27 protein-coding genes, 1 tRNA gene and 1 pseudogene are annotated in these 24,480 nt (G+C 37.4%); 6 read left to right on the top strand and 23 right to left on the bottom strand.

What is annotated here, in order from left to right; translation table 11 throughout:
* Positions 1–10: 10 nt before the first annotated feature.
* Together AC6UD1_RS00560 and AC6UD1_RS00555 are read right to left on the bottom strand one after the other, a co-directional pair.
* A complete protein-coding gene (locus tag AC6UD1_RS00560; protein ID WP_500693855.1) occupies positions 11–292 on the bottom strand; it encodes a GIY-YIG nuclease family protein in 282 nt (93 codons plus the stop codon).
* Complete coding sequence (locus tag AC6UD1_RS00555; RefSeq protein ID WP_500696625.1) at positions 282–1,022, bottom strand: tRNA1(Val) (adenine(37)-N6)-methyltransferase; 741 nt, start codon at positions 1,020–1,022, stop codon at positions 282–284. The genes AC6UD1_RS00560 and AC6UD1_RS00555 overlap by 11 nt, the downstream gene beginning before the upstream one ends.
* 96 nt (positions 1,023–1,118) lie before the next feature.
* Here AC6UD1_RS00555 and AC6UD1_RS00550 point away from each other — a divergent pair, with 96 nt between their 5' ends.
* Positions 1,119–1,763, top strand: a complete 645-nt coding sequence (locus AC6UD1_RS00550) for a lysophospholipid acyltransferase family protein (protein ID WP_500693857.1) — start codon at positions 1,119–1,121, stop codon at positions 1,761–1,763.
* 12 nt (positions 1,764–1,775) lie between these two features.
* Here AC6UD1_RS00550 and AC6UD1_RS00545 read toward each other — a convergent pair whose 3' ends face one another.
* On the bottom strand, positions 1,776–1,994 hold the full coding sequence (locus AC6UD1_RS00545) for a YneF family protein (RefSeq protein WP_500693858.1): 219 nt from the start codon (positions 1,992–1,994) through the stop codon (positions 1,776–1,778).
* Between the two features lie 69 nt (positions 1,995–2,063).
* Positions 2,064–2,315: a DUF896 domain-containing protein gene (locus tag AC6UD1_RS00540; RefSeq protein WP_500707061.1), complete on the bottom strand. Its 252-nt coding sequence runs from the start codon at positions 2,313–2,315 to the stop codon at positions 2,064–2,066.
* Positions 2,316–2,462: 147 nt separating this feature from the next.
* Here AC6UD1_RS00540 and lexA point away from each other — a divergent pair, with 147 nt between their 5' ends.
* Positions 2,463–3,098 (top strand): transcriptional repressor LexA, encoded by a 636-nt coding sequence (lexA, locus tag AC6UD1_RS00535; RefSeq protein ID WP_500695572.1) that lies wholly within the window; start codon positions 2,463–2,465, stop codon positions 3,096–3,098.
* Between the two features lie 12 nt (positions 3,099–3,110).
* On the opposite strand, the gene AC6UD1_RS00530 is transcribed toward lexA, so the two are convergent.
* The 10 genes from AC6UD1_RS00530 to AC6UD1_RS00485 all read right to left on the bottom strand — a co-directional run bounded on the left by AC6UD1_RS00530 (position 3,111) and on the right by AC6UD1_RS00485 (position 12,747).
* Complete coding sequence (locus AC6UD1_RS00530; protein ID WP_500699432.1) at positions 3,111–4,295, bottom strand: hydroxymethylglutaryl-CoA synthase; 1,185 nt, start codon at positions 4,293–4,295, stop codon at positions 3,111–3,113.
* Between the two features lie 46 nt (positions 4,296–4,341).
* Complete coding sequence (gene citG, locus AC6UD1_RS00525; protein WP_500699431.1) at positions 4,342–5,229, bottom strand: triphosphoribosyl-dephospho-CoA synthase CitG; 888 nt, start codon at positions 5,227–5,229, stop codon at positions 4,342–4,344.
* Positions 5,222–5,764: a citrate lyase holo-[acyl-carrier protein] synthase gene (gene citX, locus AC6UD1_RS00520; protein ID WP_500707060.1), complete on the bottom strand. Its 543-nt coding sequence runs from the start codon at positions 5,762–5,764 to the stop codon at positions 5,222–5,224. The genes citG and citX overlap by 8 nt, the downstream gene beginning before the upstream one ends.
* A 60-nt stretch (positions 5,765–5,824) precedes the next feature.
* A complete protein-coding gene (gene citF, locus AC6UD1_RS00515; protein ID WP_500707165.1) occupies positions 5,825–7,324 on the bottom strand; it encodes a citrate lyase subunit alpha in 1,500 nt (499 codons plus the stop codon).
* A 28-nt stretch (positions 7,325–7,352) separates the two neighbouring features.
* Entirely contained in the window at positions 7,353–8,267 is a 915-nt protein-coding gene (gene citE / locus AC6UD1_RS00510; RefSeq protein ID WP_500699429.1) for a citrate (pro-3S)-lyase subunit beta, read from the bottom strand.
* Entirely contained in the window at positions 8,267–8,560 is a 294-nt protein-coding gene (gene citD / locus AC6UD1_RS00505; RefSeq protein ID WP_500693865.1) for a citrate lyase acyl carrier protein, read from the bottom strand. Before citD ends, citE begins: the two co-directional genes overlap by 1 nt.
* Positions 8,550–9,602: a [citrate (pro-3S)-lyase] ligase gene (citC, locus tag AC6UD1_RS00500; protein WP_500693866.1), complete on the bottom strand. Its 1,053-nt coding sequence runs from the start codon at positions 9,600–9,602 to the stop codon at positions 8,550–8,552. Before citC ends, citD begins: the two co-directional genes overlap by 11 nt.
* Before the next feature lie 24 nt (positions 9,603–9,626).
* Entirely contained in the window at positions 9,627–10,595 is a 969-nt protein-coding gene (locus AC6UD1_RS00495; protein WP_500693867.1) for an AEC family transporter, read from the bottom strand.
* Positions 10,596–10,606: 11 nt separating this feature from the next.
* Entirely contained in the window at positions 10,607–11,797 is a 1,191-nt protein-coding gene (locus AC6UD1_RS00490; protein ID WP_500695567.1) for an NAD(P)-dependent malic enzyme, read from the bottom strand.
* A gap of 161 nt (positions 11,798–11,958) precedes the next feature.
* Entirely contained in the window at positions 11,959–12,747 is a 789-nt protein-coding gene (locus AC6UD1_RS00485) for an alpha/beta fold hydrolase (RefSeq protein ID WP_500707059.1), read from the bottom strand.
* Positions 12,748–12,865: 118 nt separating this feature from the next.
* On the opposite strand from AC6UD1_RS00485, the gene AC6UD1_RS00480 reads away from it, so the two are divergent.
* Positions 12,866–13,123, top strand: coding sequence for a hypothetical protein (locus AC6UD1_RS00480; protein WP_500693870.1), 258 nt, complete (start codon positions 12,866–12,868; stop codon positions 13,121–13,123).
* 40 nt (positions 13,124–13,163) lie between these two features.
* Here AC6UD1_RS00480 and AC6UD1_RS00475 read toward each other — a convergent pair whose 3' ends face one another.
* Positions 13,164–14,531, bottom strand: a complete 1,368-nt coding sequence (locus tag AC6UD1_RS00475) for an FAD-dependent oxidoreductase (RefSeq protein ID WP_500693871.1) — start codon at positions 14,529–14,531, stop codon at positions 13,164–13,166.
* A 235-nt stretch (positions 14,532–14,766) separates the two neighbouring features.
* On the opposite strand from AC6UD1_RS00475, the pseudogene arsC reads away from it, so the two are divergent.
* Positions 14,767–15,184, top strand: a pseudogene (arsC, locus tag AC6UD1_RS00470) (arsenate reductase (thioredoxin)).
* Between the two features lie 170 nt (positions 15,185–15,354).
* Here arsC and AC6UD1_RS00465 read toward each other — a convergent pair.
* Entirely contained in the window at positions 15,355–15,567 is a 213-nt protein-coding gene (locus AC6UD1_RS00465) for a helix-turn-helix domain-containing protein (RefSeq protein WP_500693872.1), read from the bottom strand.
* A 276-nt stretch (positions 15,568–15,843) separates the two neighbouring features.
* Between AC6UD1_RS00465 and AC6UD1_RS00460 the strand changes: the two genes are divergently transcribed.
* Positions 15,844–16,470, top strand: coding sequence for a helix-turn-helix domain-containing protein (locus AC6UD1_RS00460; protein WP_500695563.1), 627 nt, complete (start codon positions 15,844–15,846; stop codon positions 16,468–16,470).
* A 74-nt stretch (positions 16,471–16,544) separates the two neighbouring features.
* Here AC6UD1_RS00460 and AC6UD1_RS00455 read toward each other — a convergent pair.
* From AC6UD1_RS00455 to rnz, 5 genes are all read right to left on the bottom strand, one after another.
* A tRNA-Ser gene (locus AC6UD1_RS00455) sits at positions 16,545–16,633 on the bottom strand.
* Positions 16,634–16,705: 72 nt separating this feature from the next.
* Positions 16,706–17,227 carry an adenine phosphoribosyltransferase gene (locus AC6UD1_RS00450; protein WP_500695562.1) on the bottom strand — a complete coding sequence of 174 codons (522 nt, stop codon included), beginning with the start codon at positions 17,225–17,227 and terminating at the stop codon, positions 16,706–16,708.
* Between the two features lie 23 nt (positions 17,228–17,250).
* Positions 17,251–19,566 carry a single-stranded-DNA-specific exonuclease RecJ gene (recJ, locus tag AC6UD1_RS00445; RefSeq protein WP_500707058.1) on the bottom strand — a complete coding sequence of 772 codons (2,316 nt, stop codon included), beginning with the start codon at positions 19,564–19,566 and terminating at the stop codon, positions 17,251–17,253.
* An 18-nt stretch (positions 19,567–19,584) separates the two neighbouring features.
* Entirely contained in the window at positions 19,585–19,983 is a 399-nt protein-coding gene (locus tag AC6UD1_RS00440) for a LapA family protein (RefSeq protein WP_500693882.1), read from the bottom strand.
* Positions 19,980–20,927, bottom strand: a complete 948-nt coding sequence (gene rnz, locus AC6UD1_RS00435) for a ribonuclease Z (RefSeq protein WP_500706393.1) — start codon at positions 20,925–20,927, stop codon at positions 19,980–19,982. Before rnz ends, AC6UD1_RS00440 begins: the two co-directional genes overlap by 4 nt.
* A gap of 106 nt (positions 20,928–21,033) precedes the next feature.
* Here rnz and AC6UD1_RS00430 point away from each other — a divergent pair, with 106 nt between their 5' ends.
* The gene (locus tag AC6UD1_RS00430) at positions 21,034–21,312 is read left to right on the top strand and encodes a hypothetical protein (RefSeq protein ID WP_500693884.1); all 279 of its coding nucleotides are present in this window, start codon (positions 21,034–21,036) and stop codon (positions 21,310–21,312) included.
* Between the two features lie 33 nt (positions 21,313–21,345).
* Here the strand turns inward: AC6UD1_RS00430 and obgE are convergent, their stop codons facing one another.
* Together obgE and uvrC are read right to left on the bottom strand one after the other, a co-directional pair.
* Positions 21,346–22,650 carry a GTPase ObgE gene (gene obgE / locus AC6UD1_RS00425; protein ID WP_500706392.1) on the bottom strand — a complete coding sequence of 435 codons (1,305 nt, stop codon included), beginning with the start codon at positions 22,648–22,650 and terminating at the stop codon, positions 21,346–21,348.
* A gap of 18 nt (positions 22,651–22,668) precedes the next feature.
* Positions 22,669–24,477: an excinuclease ABC subunit UvrC gene (gene uvrC, locus AC6UD1_RS00420; protein WP_500707057.1), complete on the bottom strand. Its 1,809-nt coding sequence runs from the start codon at positions 24,475–24,477 to the stop codon at positions 22,669–22,671.
* Positions 24,478–24,480: the final 3 nt, after the last annotated feature.

Raw genomic sequence — 24,480 nt, 5'->3', positions numbered from 1 at the left:
CACCCAACCACTAATTACCCCAAAGAGTCGAGTCAATTCCATGGCTAATTAGAAAAAATTCTTTTTTTCTCCGAGTTTGATGCTTAAAAGCGTATTCTGCTTTCATGGCACTCCTTTTATCATTAAATTTTTCGTAGTACAGTAGCTTTAAAGGTCGCCTAGTTTTAGTATATTTGGCCCCTTTCCCAGCTTGATGAACCGCTAATCTACGATAAACGTCATCGGTAAACCCACCGTAAAACGTCCCGTCACAACAAAGTAAGACATACATATAGTAACTTTTACTTTCCATACAACATCTTTTTAACCTCTTTTGAATAACTACCATGGTCATAAACCGTAATCGGGTAATCAACTTTTAAACCAGCATTTTTTCCATCTTTAATTGCAGATACCAAAATCATGTTAGAATTCTTTCCCTCTTTAGGGTAAATAAATTGAATTTGCTTCATTGCTAGTCGAAAGTTAGTCATTAAGTTCATTAATTCATGTAGGCGATCAGGACGATAAACCATGTAAAGTTTCCCACCAGTTTTTAAAAGCTCACTACTAGTTTTAATAACGCTTTTCAAATTAGTTTTTACTTCGTGTCTTGCAATCGCTAAATATTCATTCGGATTTTTTTTACTAGTCGGAAGATTTGAAAAATACGGAGGGTTAACCGTAATAGTATCAACCTCATCTTTGCCAAAAATTGTGGTAGCATTAGCTAAATCATCATTATAAACGGATATCTGATCCTCTAAGCCGTTCAGTTGAACACTCCTAGTTGCCATATCACTTAGACGTGATTGAATCTCGACTTCGGCAATCTTACCATGTGTTTTTTTGCTTAAAAACAAACCAACGGCACCATTACCAGCACATAAATCAACCAAAAGACTATTCTTACTGATCTTAGGCTGAGCAAAATTAGCAAGCATTACGGCATCCAAAGAAAATGAAAACACACTTGGACTTTGAATGACTTTAATGTCCTGACTGTAGAGTTGGTCAATTCGTTCATCACCAATCAAGTTCACCTAGTTCACCACCATTTTTTAAATTTAACTTGTCACTTTTACCGTTAATAATATACTATTAAATTATACATCTTAAAAAAAGGAGCTTAAAATCTTTTGTGGTACTCGTTTTTATTTACAGTTGGCCAATTCATTTTAAGAATTATAAATGGACCAATGAATGTGATGCACAAGAATCGTATCCCAGACGGAAATTACGTGTTAATTGCTCCCCACCGGAGTTGGTTTGATATGATTCTAATTGCAACGGTAATTCGCCCTAAACAGTTGTGTTTCATGGCTAAAAAAGAACTATTCAAAAATCCAATGCTGGGATGGTTTTTGCGGCACGTCAACGTATTTTCGGTTGATCGTTCAAATCCAGGAATTTCAGCAATTAAAATTCCAGTTAGAACACTGAGAAAAACCAATCTATCACTCATGATGTTCCCGTCTGGTACGAGGCATTCCAAAAAACTCAAGGGCGGTGCAGCACTGATTGCCCAACTAGCTGGAGTGCCCCTGGTACCAGTTGTTTATCAGGGGCCATTGACCCTCAAAGAAGTTTTCAAACGCCAGAAAGTTTCAATTAACTTTGGTGATCCAATTTATATCAACAAAAAAGAAAGATTGGATGATAAGAATCAAAAATTAATTGAAAATCAAATGCAAGCCGCCTTTGACAAGCTCGATGATGAAATTAATCCCAACTACGTGTACATTGATGAATCAAAACCGCATAATAAAAAAACGTCGAAGTAATTCGACGTTTTTTTAATTTTGATGATGTTTCATTGCGTTCATCATTTGGTTAAGTTTCTTTTGTGATGGCTTTTGTCCCATCTGAAGCATCATCGCTTTAAGTTGTTCCTGGTTGATTGGTGGATTATCCTTCAAATACTTTTCCATGTACTTACGAGCACCGAAGAAGCCAATTAGTGCACCAGCTAGTAAAGCCAAAATCACTATTAAAATCCAGATCCATGTAGACAAATCATTGACCTCCCTTCAAGCCTTTTATTATTATTTTACACAATTAGCAAGGTTTTGAAAAGATTGGAATCAATCGTCTCGCAAATTTTTCTTTCGCTGAGATTCCTTGACTTTGTCTGAAGTAATTTCGTTCCCTTTTTTATCATAGACCTTAGTCATTTCAATCTGACTTTTAAAATTAGCCTTGAAACGATCTAAGTACTCTTTTCGTAACTTCTTCTGTTCTTCTTTTTCGTCTTCAGATAAACCTTCGTTTTTTGATTTTTTAGATAATTCGTTAATTCTTGGAATGAGTTTTTCTAATTCTTTATCTTCAGCCATGTTAACCTCTCCCTTCATCTGATATCATAATATCACGAAATAAAGCGTGAAAACAAGGATTTGTACACGAACAAACGTTTGCAAAATTCCGTTTTTGTGGTATTCTTATTTTAGCTAAAAACCAATTAGAAAGCACAGAGGTGCCTTATGTCGCAAGCATCACAAACAAAACAACATGATATTCTCGAATACATTTGGAAACAAGTTCGTGATCAAGGATACCCACCAACCGTTCGAGAAATCGGAGAACACGTTGGATTATCGTCAACTTCAACGGTCCATGGTCATCTCGCTCGTTTGGAAAAGAAGGGCTATATCATCAAGGATCCAACTAAGCCGCGCGCCCTTGAAGTTACTTCTGATGGAATGAACTATCTTGGTGTTTCTCAAGAATCAAAGCCGGACGAGATGCCTTTACTTGGAACCGTTGCTGCCGGAGAACCAATTCTTGCGGTTCAAGACGCAACTGATTATTTCCCGATTCCAACCGCACTCCAACGAAGTTCTGATTCACTCTTCATGCTTACCATTAGTGGTACAAGTATGATCAATATCGGAATTTTAGACGGTGATCAGGTAATTGTAAAACGCCAAAATACCGCTGAAAATGGTGATATTGTTATCGCCATGAACGACGAAAACGAAGCCACCTGCAAACGATTCTTTAAAGAAAGTGACCATTTCAGACTCCAACCCGAAAATGATGACATGGCACCAATTATTTTAAAAAACGTAGTCATCTTAGGTAAAGTTGTCGGTTTATATCGAATCGGCATTAAATAAAAACCATTCACTTCAAAGTGAATGGTTTTTTTCTTGATTTAAATACTGACGTTTACCTTCTTTAACACCAGAAAAGACAAATTTAGCAGGATCATTACTTAGATCCAATTCATAATTATCATCCAAAAGACTAGGCAAACCATTGAATATTTGTTCATACTCTTCAATTGATAATTTCTTTCGACTGTCTAACAGATTATTCATTAACTGTCTCCGATTTTGATCCCTAAAGTGATCTTGTAGCATTCCGGTATAAAACTCTCCTTGAGCCCCAGAACCATAACTAAACACACCAATTTGGTCTCCTACCCTTAAATCTGAAGAATTATCCAGAAGTGAAAGAAGACTCAAATATAGTGACCCGGTATACAAATTGCCAACTCGTTTACTGTAAACCCGACTAGCTTCAAATTCTCTTAACAATTTTTCCTGTTCCTTAACTGAAACTTCAGGAAGGACTTGGCGTAATGCTTTTAACCCCATCTTAGTGTATGGCAAGTGAAAAACGATCGCCTTTAAATCATTAAAAGTAAGATCATGTTTTTTTAAATAATCATGAACCGTTTCATTAAAAAATTTTTCATAAATATCGTTGGAGTAGTGTCCATCCACAACCGCCTCAGTCTTTCCGATTGGCCGCCAAAAATCCATAATGTCTTGAGAATAAACACTACTATCATCGCTTAAAGTCATAATACGTGGATTATTCGACACCGTCATGGCAACCGCTCCACCACCTTGTGTAACTTCGCCAGCAGTTTGAACCCCGTATCTAGCAATATCAGAACCAATCACTAAAGCTTGCTTATCAGGATGCAAATGAACATAGTCTTTAGCCATCTGTAATCCCGCAGTCGCTCCATAGCAGGCTTGTTTAATTTCAAATGCTCGTGCGTGTGAACTCAGTTTTAACAGATTTTGAACATAAATTGCCCCAGACTTAGAGTTATCAATTCCACTTTCTGACCCAAAAATAATTAAATCAATCTTATCTCGATTTTCTTGACTTACAATTTGGTCCGAAGCATTGGCTGCCAACGTAACAGAATCTTGGGTGGAGGGAATGACAGCTTGTTGAGTTTGTCCGATCCCAATTAAATACTTGTTTGGATCTTCATCACGCGCTTTGGCTAAATCCACCATATCAATAAAATAAGTTGGGGTATAAAAGCCAATTTTATCAATTCCAACTTTCACTAATACCACTCCATTTTCAATTTAATTTTCTAAACGTCACTAATGTTTAAAAATGATCAGTTATCTTACCAAAAAAGATGGTTAAAATTAATAAATCAGCTGAACCACCTAAGCTTAAATCTTGATTATCAAAGTTTTCACACATTTTTTCCAGTTGTTCTTTAACTAGAGCGGAATTAAAAGCTTCAGTGTTTAAAATTGAAGTAACCTGCCTGTGTACCTTTTCAACGATTTCAGGCGATCCAGCACGTTTAATCAAATTACTATCTTGACTATGAGCAACAATGTTAAGTAACGCTCGAAGGATCTTTTCATTTTTATTTCCATTAAAAGCGACCAAAGCTGGCAAGCCATGACCTGTCACAGTTTTGAATCCAGCCTCGGCTTCTCCACGAATTCCTGTCATCCCATATTCTAAAAATTGGTGCTCACCAGCGGTTAATTTGCTAGCAGATTTTCTTCTCACCTGCGAAAAGTCTGATTTAACGATTCCAGCAGTCATAGCTTTTTCTACATTAATTATATCTCCAAGTGTAAAGGAAGCTTTGGACTGAGAAAGATAGCCTAGTGCTGCAACAATAATTCCCATTACGAAGATTGCACCCTTATGGGTATTGACACCGTTAGTCTCCCTAAACATGTTTTTTTCAGCTTTAATTCCATCAGGTCGAATCAACTTCAATAATTGACTTAAGTCATCACTTAAAAAATTTTGTCCTCGTAAAAAAGCGGTTTCAAAATAAGGACGCATTGTAATAATGCTGTCAATGAATGTAAAGACATCCATATCAGGATGAGATTTATGAGAAACTGGATCAACCAATCCTGGTTTTGGATTAGAAACAACTTCATCTAACATTGATTCCATCACAGCGTTAACGGTTTTATTTTTTTGACAAATTTTAACTTTCCAATCCATTACCGCATTATTCATATCCGACATTCCTAAAATATATCTCGCTAATTTTTCGTTGCAAATCAGACACGGAATGAGTACGGTTTCTAGCGCATTCTTTAGCATTTCGATCACAAATCAGACATCTTCTGGGTCTCATTTTGACATCAGTCCGGGAGTAATGAGAATGATTATGATCCATTACGTCAATATCAAACAAACGTCCTAAACGATCATGATCTTCAAAATGAATTGCTCGTTTCTTCAAAACAAGCCCATCACCATCAACCACCAAAAACCGTTCTTTTCCCGCATCAGTGTTCCACCCCATTTTATCGATAATTTTCATATTGTACAACTGTGTTTTAAAGAATCGCTTATATCCAACATCAAATAAGTTCATGATTTGCGGGTTGTTCTTGATGGGACCCGGAATATTTAACTTGATTGACACAATCGTATCCATTGGATACTGCTCCTTTAATCGAGCCTGCAAGTGTGCCCGTCTGTCTTTGTTAGCAAGTACAGCTGGGATCCCCTGCACTTTCCCAGTTAAAAAAATATTATCTTCCAACTTATCAAACTCCTTAAAAAAACGGCTCCATCTGCCTTACAGATAGCACCGTCTTTAAAATTAATCTTTTACTTGTCGAATTGAATCAATGATCGTTCCGTCCCGATACTCAACCAATCCAACCGTCTTATCAGTATACTTCAGTGGTTCTTCTTTGCCAACGATCTTTTCAGCTTTTTCGGCTAATTCTTGGATGCTGTAAACATGCAAACTCGGAACATCCTTAAATTGCTTAATCAGGTCTGGACGATTAGGATTAACGGCGATTCCAAACTCGGTTACTAAGACATCAATCGATTGCCCTGGAGTAACAGCTGTACTAATATGATCTACCACCGTTGGAATGCGACCTCGTACCAGTGGAGCACAGATGATTGTCATCTTAGATGTAGCAGCATCCTGATGTCCACCAACCGCTCCTCTAATTACGCCATCAGAACCAGTTAACACGTTAACGTTAAAATCAGTATCAATTTCCAAGGCACTTAAAACCGCAATGTCTAACTGAGCGACCATTGATCCTTTATTATCAGGATCAGCATACCATGACGCATCAATTTCCTGTTGGTTTTTGTTGTTCTTCATTGAATCAGCAGCGGCTTTATCAAAGTCTTGAACATCCATTAACTTATCAACTAATCCCTCTTCAAGCAAATCAACCATTGGTTTAGTAATTCCACCCAAACCAAACGAGGCATGAAGATGATTATCAAGCATTGCTTGTCTTAAGTAACGAGTAACGGCAAGGGCAGCTCCACCAGAACCAGTCTGAAATGAGAAGCCATCTTTAAAGTACGGTGAATTAACAATCACTTGATTGACCGCTCTAGCGATGGTCAAATCTTTTGGATCCTTAGTGAACCGAGTAGCGCCAGAGCCAATTTTATTAGGATCACCAACTTTATCCACCTTAACGACATAATCGACTTGTGTTTGTCGAATTGAGGCAGGGGTGTTGGGATAGTCCACCACATTATCAGTTAATAAAACCACTTTATTAGCATAAGCTGCGTCCATTAACGCATACCCTAGTGAACCAAATGCGGCTGGACCTTCCATCCCGTTAGCATTACCACAACAGTCAGAATTAGGAACCCCTAAAAAGGCAACATCGATTTTGATATCACCGTTTTCAATGGCACGAGCACGGCCTCCATGGGATCTGAAAATCACTGGATTTTTAAGAATTCCATGAGAAACTTCGTCACCCAAGGAACCACGCATTCCGGATGTGGTGATGTTAGTAACGGTTCCATTCTTGATGGCTTTAATTGCCATATCATTCATTACGCCGGTCAGTGAAGAAGGTGCTAAAGTTAGATCTTTAATTCCAAGGTCCATGATCGCCTTCATCACAAGATTAAAGATGTAATCACCATTACGTAAATGGTGATGAAATGAGATGGTCATCCCATCCCTCACGTTATCTTTAACAACCTGCTTTAAATCATCCTTTAATTTATCATGTCCATCTTGAACTTGGACTTTAGGAGCCGTTCTTTGAAAGACCGGGTTACCAATCTTAGTAGTTTCAAATGGTTTAAAGTGCAGTTCATTCATTAATTTATCGGGTAAATTACGACCTAATTTATTTTCCAATGTAATGACCCTCCTTATCAATCAAGCCAGAAGCTTTAGCTAGTTTCATAACTCTCTCAGCTCTAAGTGCAACTGGTCTATCAACCATCTGTCCGTTCATTGAGATAACTCCTGAGCCAGCTTTTCTTGCTTTTTCAATCGCAGCAAGTACATTTTCAGCATTCTTAATTTCATCTTCACTTGGGGCATAAACTTGGTTTACCAAAGGAATTTGGCGTGGATTAATAACTGATTTTCCGTCGTAACCCAACTCATGAATATACTCGGTTTCTGCCAAGAATCCCTTCACATTATCAACATCGGTGTAAACCGTATCAAAAGCGGCGATACCAGCTGCTCTAGCAGCATTTAAAATCATATTTCTGGCAAACTGTAGTTCCAAGCCATTTGGATAACGGTGTGTTTTTAAATCCGTTGTGTAATCTTCCGCCGATAAAGCAATCCCAATCATGCGATCAGAGGCTTTAGCAATCTCAAGTACATTCATGACACCTTCAGCGCTCTCAATTGCGGCCATTAAATGAGTGGTTCCAACTGGAATGTTGAACTCCTTTTCAGCGTCAACAACTAGACTCTCCATCTCTTCAACCATTGCCGCACTTTCAGTTTTAGGAATTCTAATAACATCGATGCCAGCCTTAACCATCATTTTGACGTCAGCTTCAAAGAAGTCAGTGTCGAGTCCATTAGTTCTAACAACTAATTCTGCATCACCATAATCAACCGTTTTTAAAGCCTCATAAACTAAGTTTCTTGCAGAATCTTTTTCCGCTAACGAAACTGAGTCTTCAAGATCAAACATGATTGAATCGGCGCCATAGATCCCAGCATCTTTGATCATCCCGGGATTGTTACCTGGAACAAACATCATCGTTCTTCTGAGTCGTTCACCATTTTCAGCCATTATAGTGCCTCCCATGCTGGTTGTTCGCTGTCGCCCATGGCCCGTTGAATTGCGGTAATCGTTCGAGCTTTAATTACGCAATCTAAAGCTCCCTGGTCAACTGCCTTAATATTGACATTATCTAATTCAAATTTGTTAACAACTTCCTTAATGGTAGCAATAATATCATCACCAAACCGTTTCTTAACATCAGATTCAAGATTAATTTGGATTCCGTTAGTACCCTTACTGACTGTGATCTGAATGTCAGAAGATTCCAGCGTTCCATCCATTGCCGTTTTATTAATTCCCATTGATCTTCATTCCCTTCTTAATTCTTTCCTGTAACGAATCCATATGTTTGGTAATAAACTCGTAAGTTGTTTTTGGGACAATCCCTTTAATTGATGTTAACTCACCATTCTTAATGGCCATCCGAACCGTTCGGGCCGAAATCACTTTTCCGGCTTCATCCTGATCTCGTTTAATAACTTTAACTTTGACTTCAGGCGGGAGAACCTTTTCTAAAATTTGATTATAGATTGAGGTCGTTTTGGAATTTGGCTCCGTTCCAAGAAACCGAACGTTAATGCCAAGATCTTTGGCAATCCAATCTTTAAAGATTAATGCATCAATGGTTGTCTGATACCGCACCTTGTCTGCTTGCGCCCCCAAAAAATACGAAGGAAAAGTGGCATAACTTACTAAGTAATCGCCACCCGGAACAACCATCACATTCTTTAAGTCAGAAACGCCCTCTTGAACAAGTTTTAATCGTTCTTGTGACGTAAACAGTGATTTATCAGTACTTACAACAAATACGTAAACGTTATCACTAACTTCTGACGCTTTTTCAACCAAATATCTATGACCATCGGTAAAAGGATTAGCATTCATGACAATCCCGGCATTATTATCAGCTTTATTAACTTTAGGCAGACTTTTAAGATAATCAGTAATACTATAATCACCGGTCTCTAAAAAGGCCGCATCATCACTTTGAACGAGTTCCTTAAACCCAACGTGTTCGAAACTTTCCGCATACATTGGCTTTGTAAAGACAAAGACATGAAAGACTCCACGTTGTCCCAAACTTGTTAAAAGATTCGAAATTACCTTGTTAAAATAAACCCCATTTTCAGTGTACTTATGACAAACACCAATGTACTTCAAAATGTTTCCAGAATATGAACCAGTACCAACTAATTTATTCCCATCAAAAAGTCCAACGGTATAATCTAAGGGATCAACCTCATCACCAGAAAAATTGGCGATGCCAAGTGATTTCAAAAAATCTCTCCACTGATTAAATTGGTCAGGAACCTCTAAATTAATTTCTCTAGTCTCAATATTCATATCCTCAATAATCTCCCGTTTCTACTAACCCATGATTAACATAATAATCGGAATTACGATGATAAAGAGAACTGACGTAGATACAACCACGTTTGTAGCAAACTTAACGTCACCATGATAAGTTTGTGCCAAAATTGGCAGAACTGCAAGTGAAGGCGTAGCAGCTTGAACAATCAAAGTCTTGGAGAAGGTTGGAACCATTGATGCTCCGAGTTTGAACCCAACAAAAATAATTGCAGCCATGACTAATGGTGAAATCACGAAACGGCCTGCTAAAGTCAAAATGACATCTTTATCAAAATGCATGTTTCTAAGACCAAATGATCTCAACATAATTCCAATATAGATTAATGCAAGTGGAGTAACCAGTGCCCCCAAATCAGTTAAGGTTGTTTGGACAAAATTAACCAATAAATGTTCCTGAAGCCATGGAATATACAAAAATGGAATGGCAACAATGAATCCCCATAATGGAGCCGGAATCAAATGGTGCCAATCAAATTTAGCTTTGGAACCATCTTTAGCGGTTGGATCGTCTGCAGCAATTACCCAAACACCTAAAGTCCAAATAATGATCGTATTTACAATATAGTAAACAAGTAAATAAGGGACTGATATCTCACCAAATAAAGCAACGTTTAAGGGCATTCCAATAAAAACGGTATTAGCACCGTTAATACCGGTCATCATCAGTCCTCTTCGACCCTTTTTAACTCTAAATAACTTAACTTCAATCCATGAAATAACGTAGCCTAAAAGGATAGCAAGCACAACATAGATTAATCCAGTTGACAAATTAGCTAGTTGTTCTGGATGAAAATATTTAAGCATTGCCACAAAAATAGAACATGGTAAAGCAACTTTCATAATAATCTTTGAGATTGAACCGGAAAATGATTCTTTAAACCATCCAAGTCCTTGTGTTACATAACCAACTGCAATCATAATTACAATCGCTAGCACACTCTGGATTGATGTAATAAATATTGCCATAATTGTACCTCTTATCCTTTTTCACCATATTTTATAATTGAATTTGTGACCGTTTTAACAACATTTTCATCAAAAACCCCAGGGACAATTTTATCTGGAGTAGGATCAGGAATCATGCTGGCTAACGCGTCAGCAACGACTTCCTCAATTTGGTATGTAACCTTTTTAATTCCACTCTTTAAAAGTCCTTTGAACAGACCTGGGAAAACCAAAATATTATTAACTTGATTTGGATACTTACTAGATCCAGTCGCAATCACTTTAGCACCACCAGCTTTAGCGTCTTGTGGAAGAATTTCCGGAACTGGATTAGCAAGCGCAAAGACAATCGGATCCTTTGCCATTCTTTTAACTTGACTAGTACTTAAAACATTAGCATCTGACAGACCGATAAAAACATCCTGATCATCAATTACATCATCCAGAGTTTGTCCTTCTTTTCCGTTCAAGGATTGGGCAAGTCCAGTTTGATATGAATTATAGTTCTCACTATCTGGCTTAACCACGCCATCGATATCAACCAAAGTAATATTTTTAATGCCAACGTGCTCCAGCAACGAGGCAGTAGCGACACCAGATGCTCCAACCCCATTGACGACGATCTTTAAATCTTTCAACTCTTTACCAACTACTTTACTAGCGTTGATTAATCCGGCCAAAACTACAATAGCAGTTCCCTCTTGGTCGTCATGATAGACCGGAATATCTAATGTTTTACTCAAGATATCCTCTAACTCAAAGCATTTTGGTGCCGCAATGTCCTCCAAATGGATCCCAGCAAAGGTATCTTGAATACTTTTAATGTGAGTGGCCATTTTCTTGGCATCTTCCTGATCAATGGCAACTGGTAACGCATTAACATTGGCCAAGTCTTTATATAACAAAGCCTTCCCTTCAACAACCGGAAGCCCTGCAGCTGGTCCGATGTTACCTAATCCTAGAACTGCTGAACCATCAGTAACAACAGCAAGCAACTTTCCACTCATTGTGTACTTGTCCTTTAAACTAGGGTCTTTTTCAATGGCCTTGGAAATCTTAGCAACACCAGGTGTGTAAGCCTCACTAAGTTCTTCACGGTTTTTTACAGGAAATTCTGATTCCATTTCTAGCATTCCCGTGTGCTTTTCATGAATGGAATAAATATTATCAGCCACGTAAACCCCTCCAATTGTTTTTATTTTCACGCAGACACGATTGCTCATATCCGCTTACATTGTGATTATATTAACCAAAGTGCGTAAAGTCAACCAAGTTAACACTCTTTAACAAACCCAAATAAAAAACGACCTCATTAAAGTGAGACCGCTATTAAAAGGTTAAGTCTAATAATTCACACGATGATATTTCTTACCATTGTGATTTATTATATTCTTTTCACAAACTTCAACAAAATATCGTTAAACACATCTGGCTGTTCAGCCATAATAATATGCCCCGCATCTTCAACAATCTGATAATGACCATTATGAGCCATCCCAGCTGCAACTTTTGCAAAGTGATAATCAAAAAATGGTGATTTTCTTCCCGCTATAATCATCAATGGAACCTTTAAATCACTCAAAATGTCACGCCAATCTTGAAAAGCATGATCCACTAACAACGAATAGTTTAAGTCGGCGTCATATGGATACTCCTGTTTTAACGATTGAATCTTACTATATAAAAGATCATTAATTTTACTATAAGTCGAACGTCCAAATGGCTGCTTCAAAAATTCAGGAAAATCACTCCAGTCTAAAGCCTTAAATCCGTATGGCCATGATCGATCCGCAATCATCTTAGGGCTCTGATCAACGTCTACAATGGCCTTAATTCCCTTGTCAGTAAACAAAGAAACGTACGCAAACATGGTTGCTGCTCCCATTGAATTCCCAAGCAAGATTGGTTCCTTTAATTTTAGTTCCTTCTGAATCTCATATAAATCCATCGCATGGCGCGACATCCGTTCATCCTTACTAGTACGCTCAGACATCCCCTGATTTCTAGCATCCACGTTAATAACCCTGAAACCGCTTTCGACTAATTTTTGGACAGTAAGGGTCCAAATCTCTTTATAGCCCCCAATTCCGGTAAGAATCATCACGGGTTGATTGCTTTTATTTCCCTCATCATCATAGTCTAATTCCACATTATCAGAAGTATAAAATTTCATTATCGCTTCACCATTTTCTTTAAGATTTATTTTATATGTTAGCACTTCTCTTACTACTAGATTCGTACCAATACCAAAAATTAATTGGTAGTATAATAACTACGAAAGAAGGGATGATATGAAACGGATTACTTTAACATTTCCAGCACCTGGAAATTCAGATACTAAAACCATTAAAGTTAACGATGACAATCAGTACGTCATGAAATTAACTACCTTAGATAATCTGGCTCCAGATGGCCATTCACTTGAAATTGAATTTCTTCCTAAGACCAGTGAAGATTTTCCAGAACGAGGTACTACCATTTATCTAAATGGTTTTGATAAAACGTTCAAATTGTCAAATGGTGATATTCTAGTAGCAAAAAGTATGTAATAAAAAGGGTCTGTTGATTAAGTCAACGGACCCTTTGGTTTTATTTGTGATCTAACTTATCTTGTGCTTTTTGAGCTGCGACGTTCATGATATTCCATGGACGGTCAAAACCTGGTTGGAAGAAGAAGTCAGCATATGCCAAGTCATCAACAGTCATGTGTTGTTGAATTGCTAATGAAATGGTATTGATATTAGCAGTTACATCTCGTTTAGACATGATTTGAGCACCCTCAACTTCACGAGTCTTTGGATCAAAAGTTAACTTGAAGTAGACTTCTGCATTCAACTTATCATCATGAACAAACGGAGGAACCGCAGTGTCAACAACAAAGACGGATTCAACGTCAACGCCAGCTTTTTCAGCAGTAACGTCCTTAAATCCAGTTGAGGCAAACTTGTAATCAAAAACATGAAGTGCTGATGAACCAGAAACTTCAGTAGTCTTACGCTTCTCATCGTTCAGGTTCATGGCAGCTGAGCGACCTTGACGTCTAGCGTTAGAAGCTAAAGCAATGATTTGCTTCTTGCCAGTGGGTGCGAAAGTAACCTCGGTAGAATCACCAACGGCAAAAATATCAGGTTGATTGGTTCTTTGATATTCATCGGTCTTAATCATGCCCTTTTCGTCAAGATCAACTTTACCTTTAAGCCAATCGGTAGCAGGACGAATTCCGGCAGTTTCAATCACTAGATCAGCATCCCATTGGTCACCATTAGTTGAAATAACTGAAGAAACGTTTTCATCATCATCACCAACGTATTCTTTAACACTTTGGTTCAATGACAATTTTACGCCGTTCTTTTTAAGCTCAGCTTCAAGAATTTTAGTAAACTCTGGATCCAAGTAAGTAGGAAGAATGGTTTTACCAGTATCAACTAAGGTAACGTGCTTGCCAGCTTTAGCGAATGATTCAGCTGCTTCAATCCCAATGTATCCACAACCAACAACCGTGACGTTGTTGATACCTGGAGTAACTTCAGCTTCCTTCAATTTAATGGCCCAATCACGTCCACGCATTGCGTAGATATTACCTAATTCCTTCCCTGGAACTGGAAGTTGGAATGGATTAGCACCAACACTTAAAATTAATTTATCATATTTTTCAGTGCTCTCTTTACCATCGTTAACGTTTAAAGCGGTTAGCGTGTGAGCCTCAGGATCAATATCAGTGATTTCAGTATTAATGTGGACATTTACACCTAATTTTTCCATGCCTTCTGGAGTTGCATAACTTACAGAGTTAACATCTTTTACGACGTTTTGAAGATATAATTCAATTCCACAAGATAGAAAAGATACAAAGTCTCCCTTTTCGTACCATTCGATGTCAGCATCAGGAAAATCTTTTAAAACTCCTCTGACAGCTTCGAATCCACCATGAGATGATCCAATTACAGCTACTTTCATATCTGCTTCCTCCTTCAATTTTTAAATTGTCGTTCTCTATGAACATTTTTATAGTACCACGCAATTACCTAATGAGACTACAAAATGTTCAATATTTAATAAATTATTTGCACACAATTTGATTGAACTACCCATAAGTCAAGCAATTAATAACCGATAAGATAAGTTACTAATAGTATCCATAGTCATCATCTTTTGGTATCATGACGTATAAATTATTAAGGGATGAATTAAAATGAAAAAAATTTATTTTTTGTGTACGGGAAACTCGTGCCGAAGCCAAATGGCGGAAGGATTTGCCAAAAAAATATTTCCCGCAAAACTGGCAAATAAAAAGTGCGGGAGTAAAAACTCATGGTTTAAATCCAGTTGCGGTTAAGGTGATGAAAGAACGTGGAATTGATATTTCTCAAAACACATCCAAGCTAATTGATAAAAGTTATTTAGTTAAGTGTGATTTAATCGTTACGCTTTGCGGAGACGCTAAAGATAAGTGTCCAGTTACCCCACAATCAGTTGCAAAAATTCACTGGCCACTTAAAGATCCTGCACAATTTAAGGGATCCAAATCAGAAGTAATTGAAACTTTTAGAAACGTCCGCAATCAGATTGACCAATTAGTAAAAGAATTGTCAGTTGATGAGACTAAATAAACTAATTATTACACGACAAAGACCTAGATCAACTACTGCAACTGATCTAGGCCTTATTAAATCTTACGATCACTACACATACTAATACTAATTACAAACGTGAAAACAAGTAGTATTAATACATTTAGTTTATCTTACTGCTCTTTTATCACATAGATAACAAATGAAGATTACGAAACTTTGATATCTAGGTACTTAAAAATTTGCTTCCTAATTCTTTGAGATTTAGGACTCATCTCACCATGAATTGCCCGATTTAATTCAACTGGTGAGACATCAACAATTTTTGACATATCAACTTGAGTCAAGTCCTTGTTAATTAAAGCAACTTTGATCTTTTTAAATACTCTTTGAGCATTACGTTCCAATTCAACGTTAGCCATTATTGATCCCTCCTTTCACAATTTATTAATTAAGTTATTGACTATGTCTATCCTTTGGAATAAAATGTAAATATGATGAAAATAATGGACTGTATTTAAACTATTTTCTTCGTGGGAACTAGTTTAGATACTTTTAACCATTGATATTATTCTGGACTGACTGATCAATTACTTAACTAAATTAATTATCAATCATATAAAATAAAATGTCAATGATTTTCTCTATTATTTGAAATAACTTTTTTAACCACCAATTTCAGAAAAGGAGAAACAATTTTGACAACAATTGAACGAATAAAGAGACTTTCAAGAATGCGTGGATGGTCACTTCAGTTAGTGGCCCAGAAGGCTGGGATTGGGATTAACAATATTTATACTTGGAACAAGAAAACTCCTAGTACAAAAAGCCTTGGAAAAGTCGCCAAAGTACTTGGCGTGTCGATCGATTACCTATTAGGAAATACTAATCAACTTAACTATCACAATGATAGTACAAGTGCTAAATCAAAAACTAATGAGACAATTGATCTTCCTCTCATTGGCAGCATTGCTTGCGGAAAACCAATCTTTGCTGAACAGAACGTTACCGCGTACTTTCCAACTTTAAAAGAAGGACTGCCAAGTGGTGAGAATTTCTGGTTAAAATGTGACGGAGACTCAATGGCTCCTACCATTCAAAACGGATCGTACGTTTTAATCCATTATCAACCAGAGGTGGAGAATGGTGAAATTGCCGCTGTCCTATTAAACGATAACGACGAAGCTACTCTTAAAAGGATTAGTACTCAAAAAGACCAAACCGTCTTAGTTCCTGATAATAAGGAGTACCCACCGATTATCTTGAATAAAGATAATCCAGGCAAAATCATTGGAAAAGCAATTCGGATGCAATCTGAATTATAAAAGCTCAATAACACAAAAAGACTATCAAAACTTGTAATTTTGGTAGTCTTTTTGTTTTGTAATACTACTTATAAAGGCGAGTACAGGATTTGAACCTGCGCGCCGGCTATAAACCGGTTCGCCGGATTTCGAGTCCGGTGCATTACCACTCTGCCAACTCGCCAAAATTAACACCACTTAAGTATAATCATAAAAGAACCGATAATCAACTTGAGAAGTGTTTTTAATTTAAAACTTAATCATATTTAATCAGACTGAGAATATCATAGTCTTTAATCTTATCGCGACCCTTTAAGTCCATTAATTCGACAATAAAAGCCGTTCCAACTACTACTCCACCAAGATCTTTGACTAACTCAATGGTAGCTTCAATGGTACCACCTGTAGCTAGCAAATCATCAGTCACAAGAACTCTCTGACCAGGTTTAATCGCATCATCATGCAAATAAAGTGATGACTGACCGTATTCCAAACCATATGTAGCTTTGACAGTTTTACCAGGTAACTTCCCTTTTTTTCTTGCAGGAGCAAATCCAATTCCAAGTTCATATGCAACGGGACATCCAACAATAAAGCCACGCGCTTCGGGACCAACAATCATATCAATGTTCTTACCCTTGGCATAGTTGACAATTTCGTCAGTAGCTTGACGATATGCTTCGCCACTTTCTAGTAATGGAGAAATATCTCGAAAAGTTACACCTGGCTCTGGAAAATTAGGATAACTTGCTACATAATCCTTTAAATTAAGGACCATAAAAAATACTTCCTTTCTTATTATCAGTTCCCAATCTTATTAATTATTTTCACCAAATCACTTGGGGAAACGTTAAAAAGAGCATCTTCCACCTTTAATTGCTCTTCTCGCAATTGGTACGTGGGAGAAGTTGACAAGCTTTGCTTGTTTGGATTACTGATACCATTCAAAATTCCATCCCGAATGGTGATAAATCCCAGTTCATTAAATACCTGCAACATGAAAACCAGAATATTGGTTGGAACCTGCAAATGGTTTGCAACCTCACCAACATTCTTTGAAATTTGCACATTTTTATTAGTTTCAACGAACTTAAATAGTTTAGCATACTGTGAACGTTCTGGCATCCCTAAATTTAAAATATGATTCTTTTTATATAAATACAATATAATTTCAGGATTTTGGAAATGATTAACAACGCTTTTTAATTCACCAAGTGTTTCAGGACAATCAACAAGATAAACTACCCCATTCGTAATATCTTTTTTAACACCCGAAGCAAGCATAGCTTTAGAATTTTTACCAACATATGATTTTAATTGTTGATACAAGTTACGATGAAAGAAAATATACGTTCCCTCATTTACAAACATTGACTTAGTTAAGGTAGTGGTCCGTTTGTCAATAACAACGGTTCCGTCAACTTTAAGATCATCAACCATCAACTGAAGATTAGTACGACCTTTCCACTCATTTTCATTCAAGGTCGCTGCTACGTTAATATTAGCTGACAATTTAGAAACTTTAGTAGCAACATCACCCATCCCAAAGTCAATTGCAGAAATCCGTGAATGATTGCCAACAGCTTGAAATTTAAGGTGATCATGGGCTTTCCCAATTGCCTGAACATTAGTTAAAGCAATCGGATCAACATCAAATCGGGGGCATTCATTATCAGTCCCAAATGGACTCAAAGTTTGAATTTGTTGAAATAACTTTTGATCAATTTCATCTGGAGTAACTTTAAAATCAATTTTTAAAGTTGGCTTTTGTGATAAATCAACCTGCTGTTTTGCTGCTGACCGTTCAAACCGCTCAGCTAGTGTTTTTAAATTATCAGCTGGAACCGTTAATCCAACTGCCATCGCATGTCCACCAAATGCATCCATCAGATCGCGTTCACTATCTAAGGCTTTAAAAAGATCAAATCCTTTGACACTTCTTCCGGATCCCTTGGCAATCTTATTTTGGTCATCAACACTGACAACAACCGTCGGCTTATGAAATTTATCTTTAACTCGACTAGCTGCAATACCTAAAACCCCAGTATGCCAATCCTTTCCCACAATTAAAAGGGTTTCTCTCTTCTTATTCTCAGGTGAATCAGCTTGAGCGATTGCCTCGTCCGTAATTGAACTAACCAGTAACTTCCTCTGATCATTTTTTTGCTCAGTCTTCTTAGCTAGTTCATTAGCTTGATCGTCGTCAACCGTAGTAAGCAAATCAACTCCCATATTGGCGTCACCCATCCGTCCAAGTGCATTCAATCTAGGAGCAATGTTAAACCCAATGTCCTGTTCATCAACTTTTTCCAAATCAATCCCAGATCGTTTAATAAGGGCTTTTAATCCAGGTCGAACCGTCAAATGAATGACATTTAATCCAAACTGAACGAGTGCCCGATTCTCTCCGGTTAACGATACTAAGTCAGCAACCGTCCCGATTGCGGCTAAATCTAGTTTATCTTGAGGAATTTCATCCATTAATGCCGTCGCCAACTTAAAAGCTACTCCAGCTCCAGAAAGATACTGAAACGGATATTTAGGATCGCCCAACTGAGCGTGAACGATTGCATAGGCGTTTGGCAACTTCTCTGGTAATTCGTGATGATCGGTAATAATCACATCACAACTTAATTTATTAGCTGCCTCAATTGCATCAAAGCCAGCAACTCCATTATCAACAGTAACAATTAACGAAGTTCCACTATCAATAATTTTTTGAAAGGCCTTCACATTTGGACCGTATCCATCTTTAAACCGATTAGGAATATAATAATGAACCTCTGCCCCCATCTCAACTAACGTTTCATATAAAATGGCGGTACTAGTAAGCCCGTCAGCATCATAATCCCCATAAACAGTAATTTGTTCACCGTTTTCAACTGCCAACTCAATCCGATCAACCGCTTTTTGCATATCATGCATTAAAAAGGGATCGTTTAAGTCACTAGTATCCGGGTTTAAGTAATGTTGAATCTTATCGATATTATCATAACCACGTTCAAACAGTAAGCTAACAACTAACGGTTCAAGTCCCAAATCATTAGCTAGTTGATTAACAGCATCTTGGTTAAGATTATTTTGTTTTAGTTCCCAATTATACTTTGAAGAAAGCAAATATGGATCCTCTTTTCACTATTTTTCGTTGTCCTTTTGCTGTTTATTAATTACATCTTCAACGTTTCGATTATCTTGATTAACCTTTTGTTTACTAATTGAATTCTTTAACTGCATCTTTAGAGAATCAATTTGTTTATTTAAATCATTAATTTGTCCCTTTAATCCATCAATGGTTTTCTGTGAATCACGATTTTCTTTTTTCCGTTTGGAACCATTTTTAAATGAACTGATCATTGATAATAAAAACATGATTAAAGCCCCAATTAGTAATGTCAATAATAAGACTAAGATTAACGGCATTTTAACCGTCGTAAAACCAAAGTTAATCTCCGCACTTCCCATATTTAACAAAACAAAAATAGCGACAATCACAATCAAGACCATGCTTAAAATCATTGAAACTTGTTTCTTCATTGGACATTCTCCTCTCCCTTATTAAAGGGAATATCAATAAAATCAAAATCTTTAACTACTTTGGTATTTGGAAAAACTTGTTGAGCCTGCCTCTGTAACTCATGGGCCATTTTAGCAGTATACCTTGCAGAAATGTGCGTTAATAATAATCGTTTTACGTTGGCATCCCTGGCAGTATTAGCAGCCTGGATGTTCGTAGAATGATAGTAATTGTGAGCTAATTTTGCTTCGCCCTTCCCAAACGTACTTTCATGAACTAAAATGTCAGCATTTTGCGCTAACTTATTGATGGTAGCAACTTTTCTAGTATCCCCTAAAATGGTAACAATTCTCCCCTTTTGGGAATTACCAATGTAGTCCTTGCCATTAATGACTCTTCCGTCACTAAGTTTAACCGTCTTACCTTCCTTAAGCTTTCCGTACAGTGGACCAGACGGAATATTATCCTCCTGCAATTTATCAACAAGCAGTTCACCCGGATGATCATGTTCAACAATTCGAAAACCCCAACTTTGAACTTGATGATCAAGCTTTTCCGCATAAACTGTAAACTTTTTACCGTCAAAAATCTTACCAGGCTGGTCCAGCTCTACGTATTTTATTTTATACCCTAACTTAGTCTGCGTCACTTGCAAACTAGTCTGAACGTAATTTTTGATTCCAAAGGGGCCATAAATGGTAACCGGATCATCTCCGCCTTGAAACGAACGACTTGATAATAATCCCGGAAGACCATAGATATGATCACCATGAAGGTGGGTAATAAAAATCTTATTAATTTTTCGCGGTTTTAACGTTGATCGCAAGATTTGTTGTTGAGTACCTTCCCCCGCATCAAACAACCACACGGAATTAATCTCATCCAACAATCTTAAAGCGACACTAGAAACGTTTCGAAACTTACCAGGAACTCCCGCACCAGTTCCAAAAAACTCTAATTGCATATCCTATCGTTCCTTTTTGACACTCAAATTTTTACACTCGTGAAGAATTACTATACAATTGTAGCATACCACATTAGCAATAATAAGCTGAATCTAGGTGATAACTTTGAGATTAAACGAATTTTACGTCTCATCCGAAGATTTAAATAATTCATATAAAATATACGTTGAAATTAATAAGGTTATTTTACCAGTTTTTGACATTGAATTTTCGCAAAATAAAATTTTATTAGTACCAAGCAAAAACAAACGGTCACTAACCTTGAATCAATTTAATACCCGGACAAGAGAACTTGATGATCATCTATCACTTTTTTGTAAAACAATTGAAACTCCAAAACTATTCGGTTATCGTTTAAAAAATGATGAGCTTATTTTTGGATAATAAAAGACGATACCACAAGTATCGTCTTTTATATTATTCAACATATGAAAAGGTAAAGTCCGAAATTGATACCAGATCGCCATTCTTAGCGCCGGCATCCCGTAGTGCTTGATCAACACCCATTCCACGTAATTTTCGAGCTAATCTTAACACACCTTGTTCATGTTCAGTATTGGCCATTTGAATTACTCGTTCAATCTGATGTCCAGACAGAACCCAAGTTCCATCTTCATCTTTTGTCAAAGTAAACGGCTTTTCATCCTCATCGGGACGGTAAATGACTTCCCTAGAATCATTAAGCTCGTTAGCACCCACAATTGGAAACTTTGGTGCCTTATCAAGTTCACTACTCGTTTCTCGAATGAGATCATTAAGCCCTGAATGAGTAATGGAAGAAATGGGAATAATTTTGCCATTAACGTGGTCATTATGTTCACCTAATTCACGTTTAAACAACTTAAGATTTTCAGCCGAATCCGGCATATCCATTTTAGAAGCAACGATGATTTGGGGACGTTTCAAAAGACTTTTATCAAAATTAGCCAGTTCATGATTGATTTTTTCATAGTCATCATACGGATCACGTCCCTCAACTCCACTCATATCAACAACATGAAGGATAACTCGAGTTCTTTGAATGTGTCTTAAAAATTCAAAACCTAATCCCACACCCTTGGAAGCTCCCTCAATCAGTCCAGGCAAATCAGCAATCACAAAGTCACTTCCATCATGATTTCGTACAATCCCCAGATTAGGAACAATGGTCGTAAAGTGGTATTGAGCTACTTTTGGTTTTGACGAAGTAATTGCACTTAATAACGTGGATTTACCAGCCGATGGAAAACCGACTAAACCAACATCAGCTAATAACCTTAACTGAAGTTCGATCTCCATTTCTTGACCTGGTTCCCCATTTTCAGCAATTTCTGGCGCAGAATTTTTAGGGGTGGCAAAGTGAACGTTTCCTCTTCCTCCACGACCACCCTTTACAACTACAACTTCATCGTTTGCTTTAGTCAAATCCGCAATTGGCTCGCCGGTCTCTGAGTTATAAATCGTGGTGCCATCGGGGACATGTACTACCAAATCCGGTGCACTTGCACCCGTCATCTTTTTGTTAGCACCATTCCCACCGTTTTTGGCTTTAAATTGTTTTTTATACTTAAAATCCATTAAAGTTGACATTCCAGTATCAACTTTGAAAACAACATTACCACCATGGCCACCATCACCACCAGAAGGTCCACCATTTGGTACATATTTTTCCCGACGAAATCCGACCATTCCGTCTCCACCTTTACCGGCCTTAACTTTAAATTTTACTTGATCTACAAACATAATTTCTCCATTTTCATATTAGTTTTTCATCATCTTGGCCACTGGTGCAACGTTCTCAAAGGTCAATTTTACCGTCTGAGCAACTTTCTTTGAAATACCGACTGCTTGAATGTCTTCGATACTAGCATCCGCAATGTTTTTGGTGGAACCAAATTTTCGCAAAAGTTTATTTCTAGTTTTGGGTCCCACTCCCTTAATACTATCTAATCTAGAAGTCATCGAATTCTTATTATGGAGTTGATGATGATAGTTAATTGCAAAGCGATGCACTTCATCTTGAACCCTTTGGACTAGATAAAAGGCCTGACTTTTCGGATTTAAATTAACGTGATGATCATTACTTCCGTAAAGCAAATCAGCCGTCTTATGTTTCTCATTTTTCACCATTCCAGCTACTGGAATGTGCAGATTAAGTTCATTTTCCAAAACATCGGTAACGGCATTCATCTGAATCTCGCCTCCGTCCATTAGGATCAAATCTGGCATTTCAGCGTGTTCCTTTAATAAACGTGTGTAGCGCCTTCTAATCACTTCGCGCGTGCTGGCTGCTTCATCGGCATGATCAACGGTTCTTAACTTATATTTTCGGTACTTCTTCTTATTCGGTTTCCCATCTTCAAATACTACCATAGCAGAAACCAAATCAGCACCCGAAATATGAGAATGATCAAAAGCTTCGACTCGTCCGAGATGACCAATTCCTAAAACGTCGCCCAATTCATCCATTGCTCCGGTAGTCTTTTTACGATCCATTTCCATTAACTTAAACTGTTCGTTTAAAACCAATCGCGCATTATGCTCTGCCATGTCCAAAAGGGCTTTCTTCTGGCCACGTTGAGGGGTTCTAACTGGCACTCCGATCATCTTCGAAAGAACATCATGGTCGATTGAGTTAGGTACCAAAATTTCTTTGGGTGGAATCCGATCAGAATCGTTATAAAATTGAACAATATAGCTAGTCATCTCTTCATTGGCGGTACTGATAATCGGAAACAATTTTTTCTCACGTTTCATTAAACGTGCCTGCCGAATAAAGAAAACTTGTACAGAAAGCCATCCCTTATCAGCATAAAAATTAAACACATCTCGTGGGGTATTGTCATGTGAAATGATTTTTTGTTTCTCAACGGTCGCATCAATGTAATGCAGTTGATCGCGCAATTCAGCTGCCCGCTCATACTCCATGTTATTTGATGCCGTATTCATTCGTTTAGTCAGTAGTTGTCTAGCAGGTCCCACACTACCGTTTAAAAATGACTTGATTTTCTTGATTTGAGCATCGTACTCTGACTTAGGTACTTTCTTAAAGCAAGCCCCCAAGCACTGTCCCATGTGGTAGTACAAACAAGCTCGTTTTTGATACCCATTACAACGTCTGAGTGGATACATCTTTTGTAAGAAATTCAAGGTTTCATCTGCAGCATAGACGTTTGGATATGGTCCAAAATAATATCCACCATCATTTTTAACGGTATTAGTAATCAACATTCGGGGATCACGTTCATTAGTAATTTTAATGTAAGGATACCCACTGTGTCCTTGCTTTAAACGAACGTTATAATAAGGCCGATGCTTCTGAATCAAAGTGATTTCAAGTAAAAATGCTTCTTTGTCATTTGAAGTAATGATTGTCTCAAAATCAGCAATGTTTCGCACTAATTTGGCTCGTCTCCCATACTGAGTACTCTTGAAATAAGAGCGAACTCGATTCTTTAGGTTTTTTGCCTTACCAATATAAATAATTTTGCCATCTTTATCTTTCATAATGTAACAACCGGGTTGATCCGGAAGTAACGTTAACTTTCGTTCAATTAAATCAGATGCCATAAA

Source organism: Fructilactobacillus sp. X8R1C1 (assembly GCF_059900945.1).
Note: the sequence above shows the minus strand (reverse complement) of the source record. Positions and strands in the feature narration are given on the sequence as shown.

What these genes read in the sequence shown, in the direction of transcription:
- AC6UD1_RS00560 (WP_500693855.1), bottom strand. Translation starts at nt 292, where the DNA reads ATGGAAAGTAAAAGTTACTATATGTATGTCTTACTTTGTTGTGACGGG.
- AC6UD1_RS00540 (WP_500707061.1), bottom strand. Translation starts at nt 2,315, where the DNA reads ATGGCTGAAGATAAAGAATTAGAAAAACTCATTCCAAGAATTAACGAA.
- lexA (WP_500695572.1), top strand. Translation starts at nt 2,463, where the DNA reads ATGTCGCAAGCATCACAAACAAAACAACATGATATTCTCGAATACATT.
- citG (WP_500699431.1), bottom strand. Translation starts at nt 5,229, where the DNA reads ATGAATAATGCGGTAATGGATTGGAAAGTTAAAATTTGTCAAAAAAAT.
- citF (WP_500707165.1), bottom strand. Translation starts at nt 7,324, where the DNA reads ATGAATGAACTGCACTTTAAACCATTTGAAACTACTAAGATTGGTAAC.
- citE (WP_500699429.1), bottom strand. Translation starts at nt 8,267, where the DNA reads ATGGCTGAAAATGGTGAACGACTCAGAAGAACGATGATGTTTGTTCCA.
- citD (WP_500693865.1), bottom strand. Translation starts at nt 8,560, where the DNA reads ATGGGAATTAATAAAACGGCAATGGATGGAACGCTGGAATCTTCTGAC.
- citC (WP_500693866.1), bottom strand. Translation starts at nt 9,602, where the DNA reads ATGAATATTGAGACTAGAGAAATTAATTTAGAGGTTCCTGACCAATTT.
- AC6UD1_RS00495 (WP_500693867.1), bottom strand. Translation starts at nt 10,595, where the DNA reads ATGGCAATATTTATTACATCAATCCAGAGTGTGCTAGCGATTGTAATT.
- AC6UD1_RS00490 (WP_500695567.1), bottom strand. Translation starts at nt 11,797, where the DNA reads ATGAGCAATCGTGTCTGCGTGAAAATAAAAACAATTGGAGGGGTTTAC.
- AC6UD1_RS00485 (WP_500707059.1), bottom strand. Translation starts at nt 12,747, where the DNA reads ATGAAATTTTATACTTCTGATAATGTGGAATTAGACTATGATGATGAG.
- AC6UD1_RS00480 (WP_500693870.1), top strand. Translation starts at nt 12,866, where the DNA reads ATGAAACGGATTACTTTAACATTTCCAGCACCTGGAAATTCAGATACT.
- AC6UD1_RS00475 (WP_500693871.1), bottom strand. Translation starts at nt 14,531, where the DNA reads ATGAAAGTAGCTGTAATTGGATCATCTCATGGTGGATTCGAAGCTGTC.
- AC6UD1_RS00465 (WP_500693872.1), bottom strand. Translation starts at nt 15,567, where the DNA reads ATGGCTAACGTTGAATTGGAACGTAATGCTCAAAGAGTATTTAAAAAG.
- AC6UD1_RS00450 (WP_500695562.1), bottom strand. Translation starts at nt 17,227, where the DNA reads ATGGTCCTTAATTTAAAGGATTATGTAGCAAGTTATCCTAATTTTCCA.
- AC6UD1_RS00440 (WP_500693882.1), bottom strand. Translation starts at nt 19,983, where the DNA reads ATGAAGAAACAAGTTTCAATGATTTTAAGCATGGTCTTGATTGTGATT.
- rnz (WP_500706393.1), bottom strand. Translation starts at nt 20,927, where the DNA reads ATGCAATTAGAGTTTTTTGGAACTGGTGCGGGAGTTCCTGGTAAGTTT.
- obgE (WP_500706392.1), bottom strand. Translation starts at nt 22,650, where the DNA reads ATGTTTGTAGATCAAGTAAAATTTAAAGTTAAGGCCGGTAAAGGTGGA.
- uvrC (WP_500707057.1), bottom strand. Translation starts at nt 24,477, where the DNA reads ATGGCATCTGATTTAATTGAACGAAAGTTAACGTTACTTCCGGATCAA.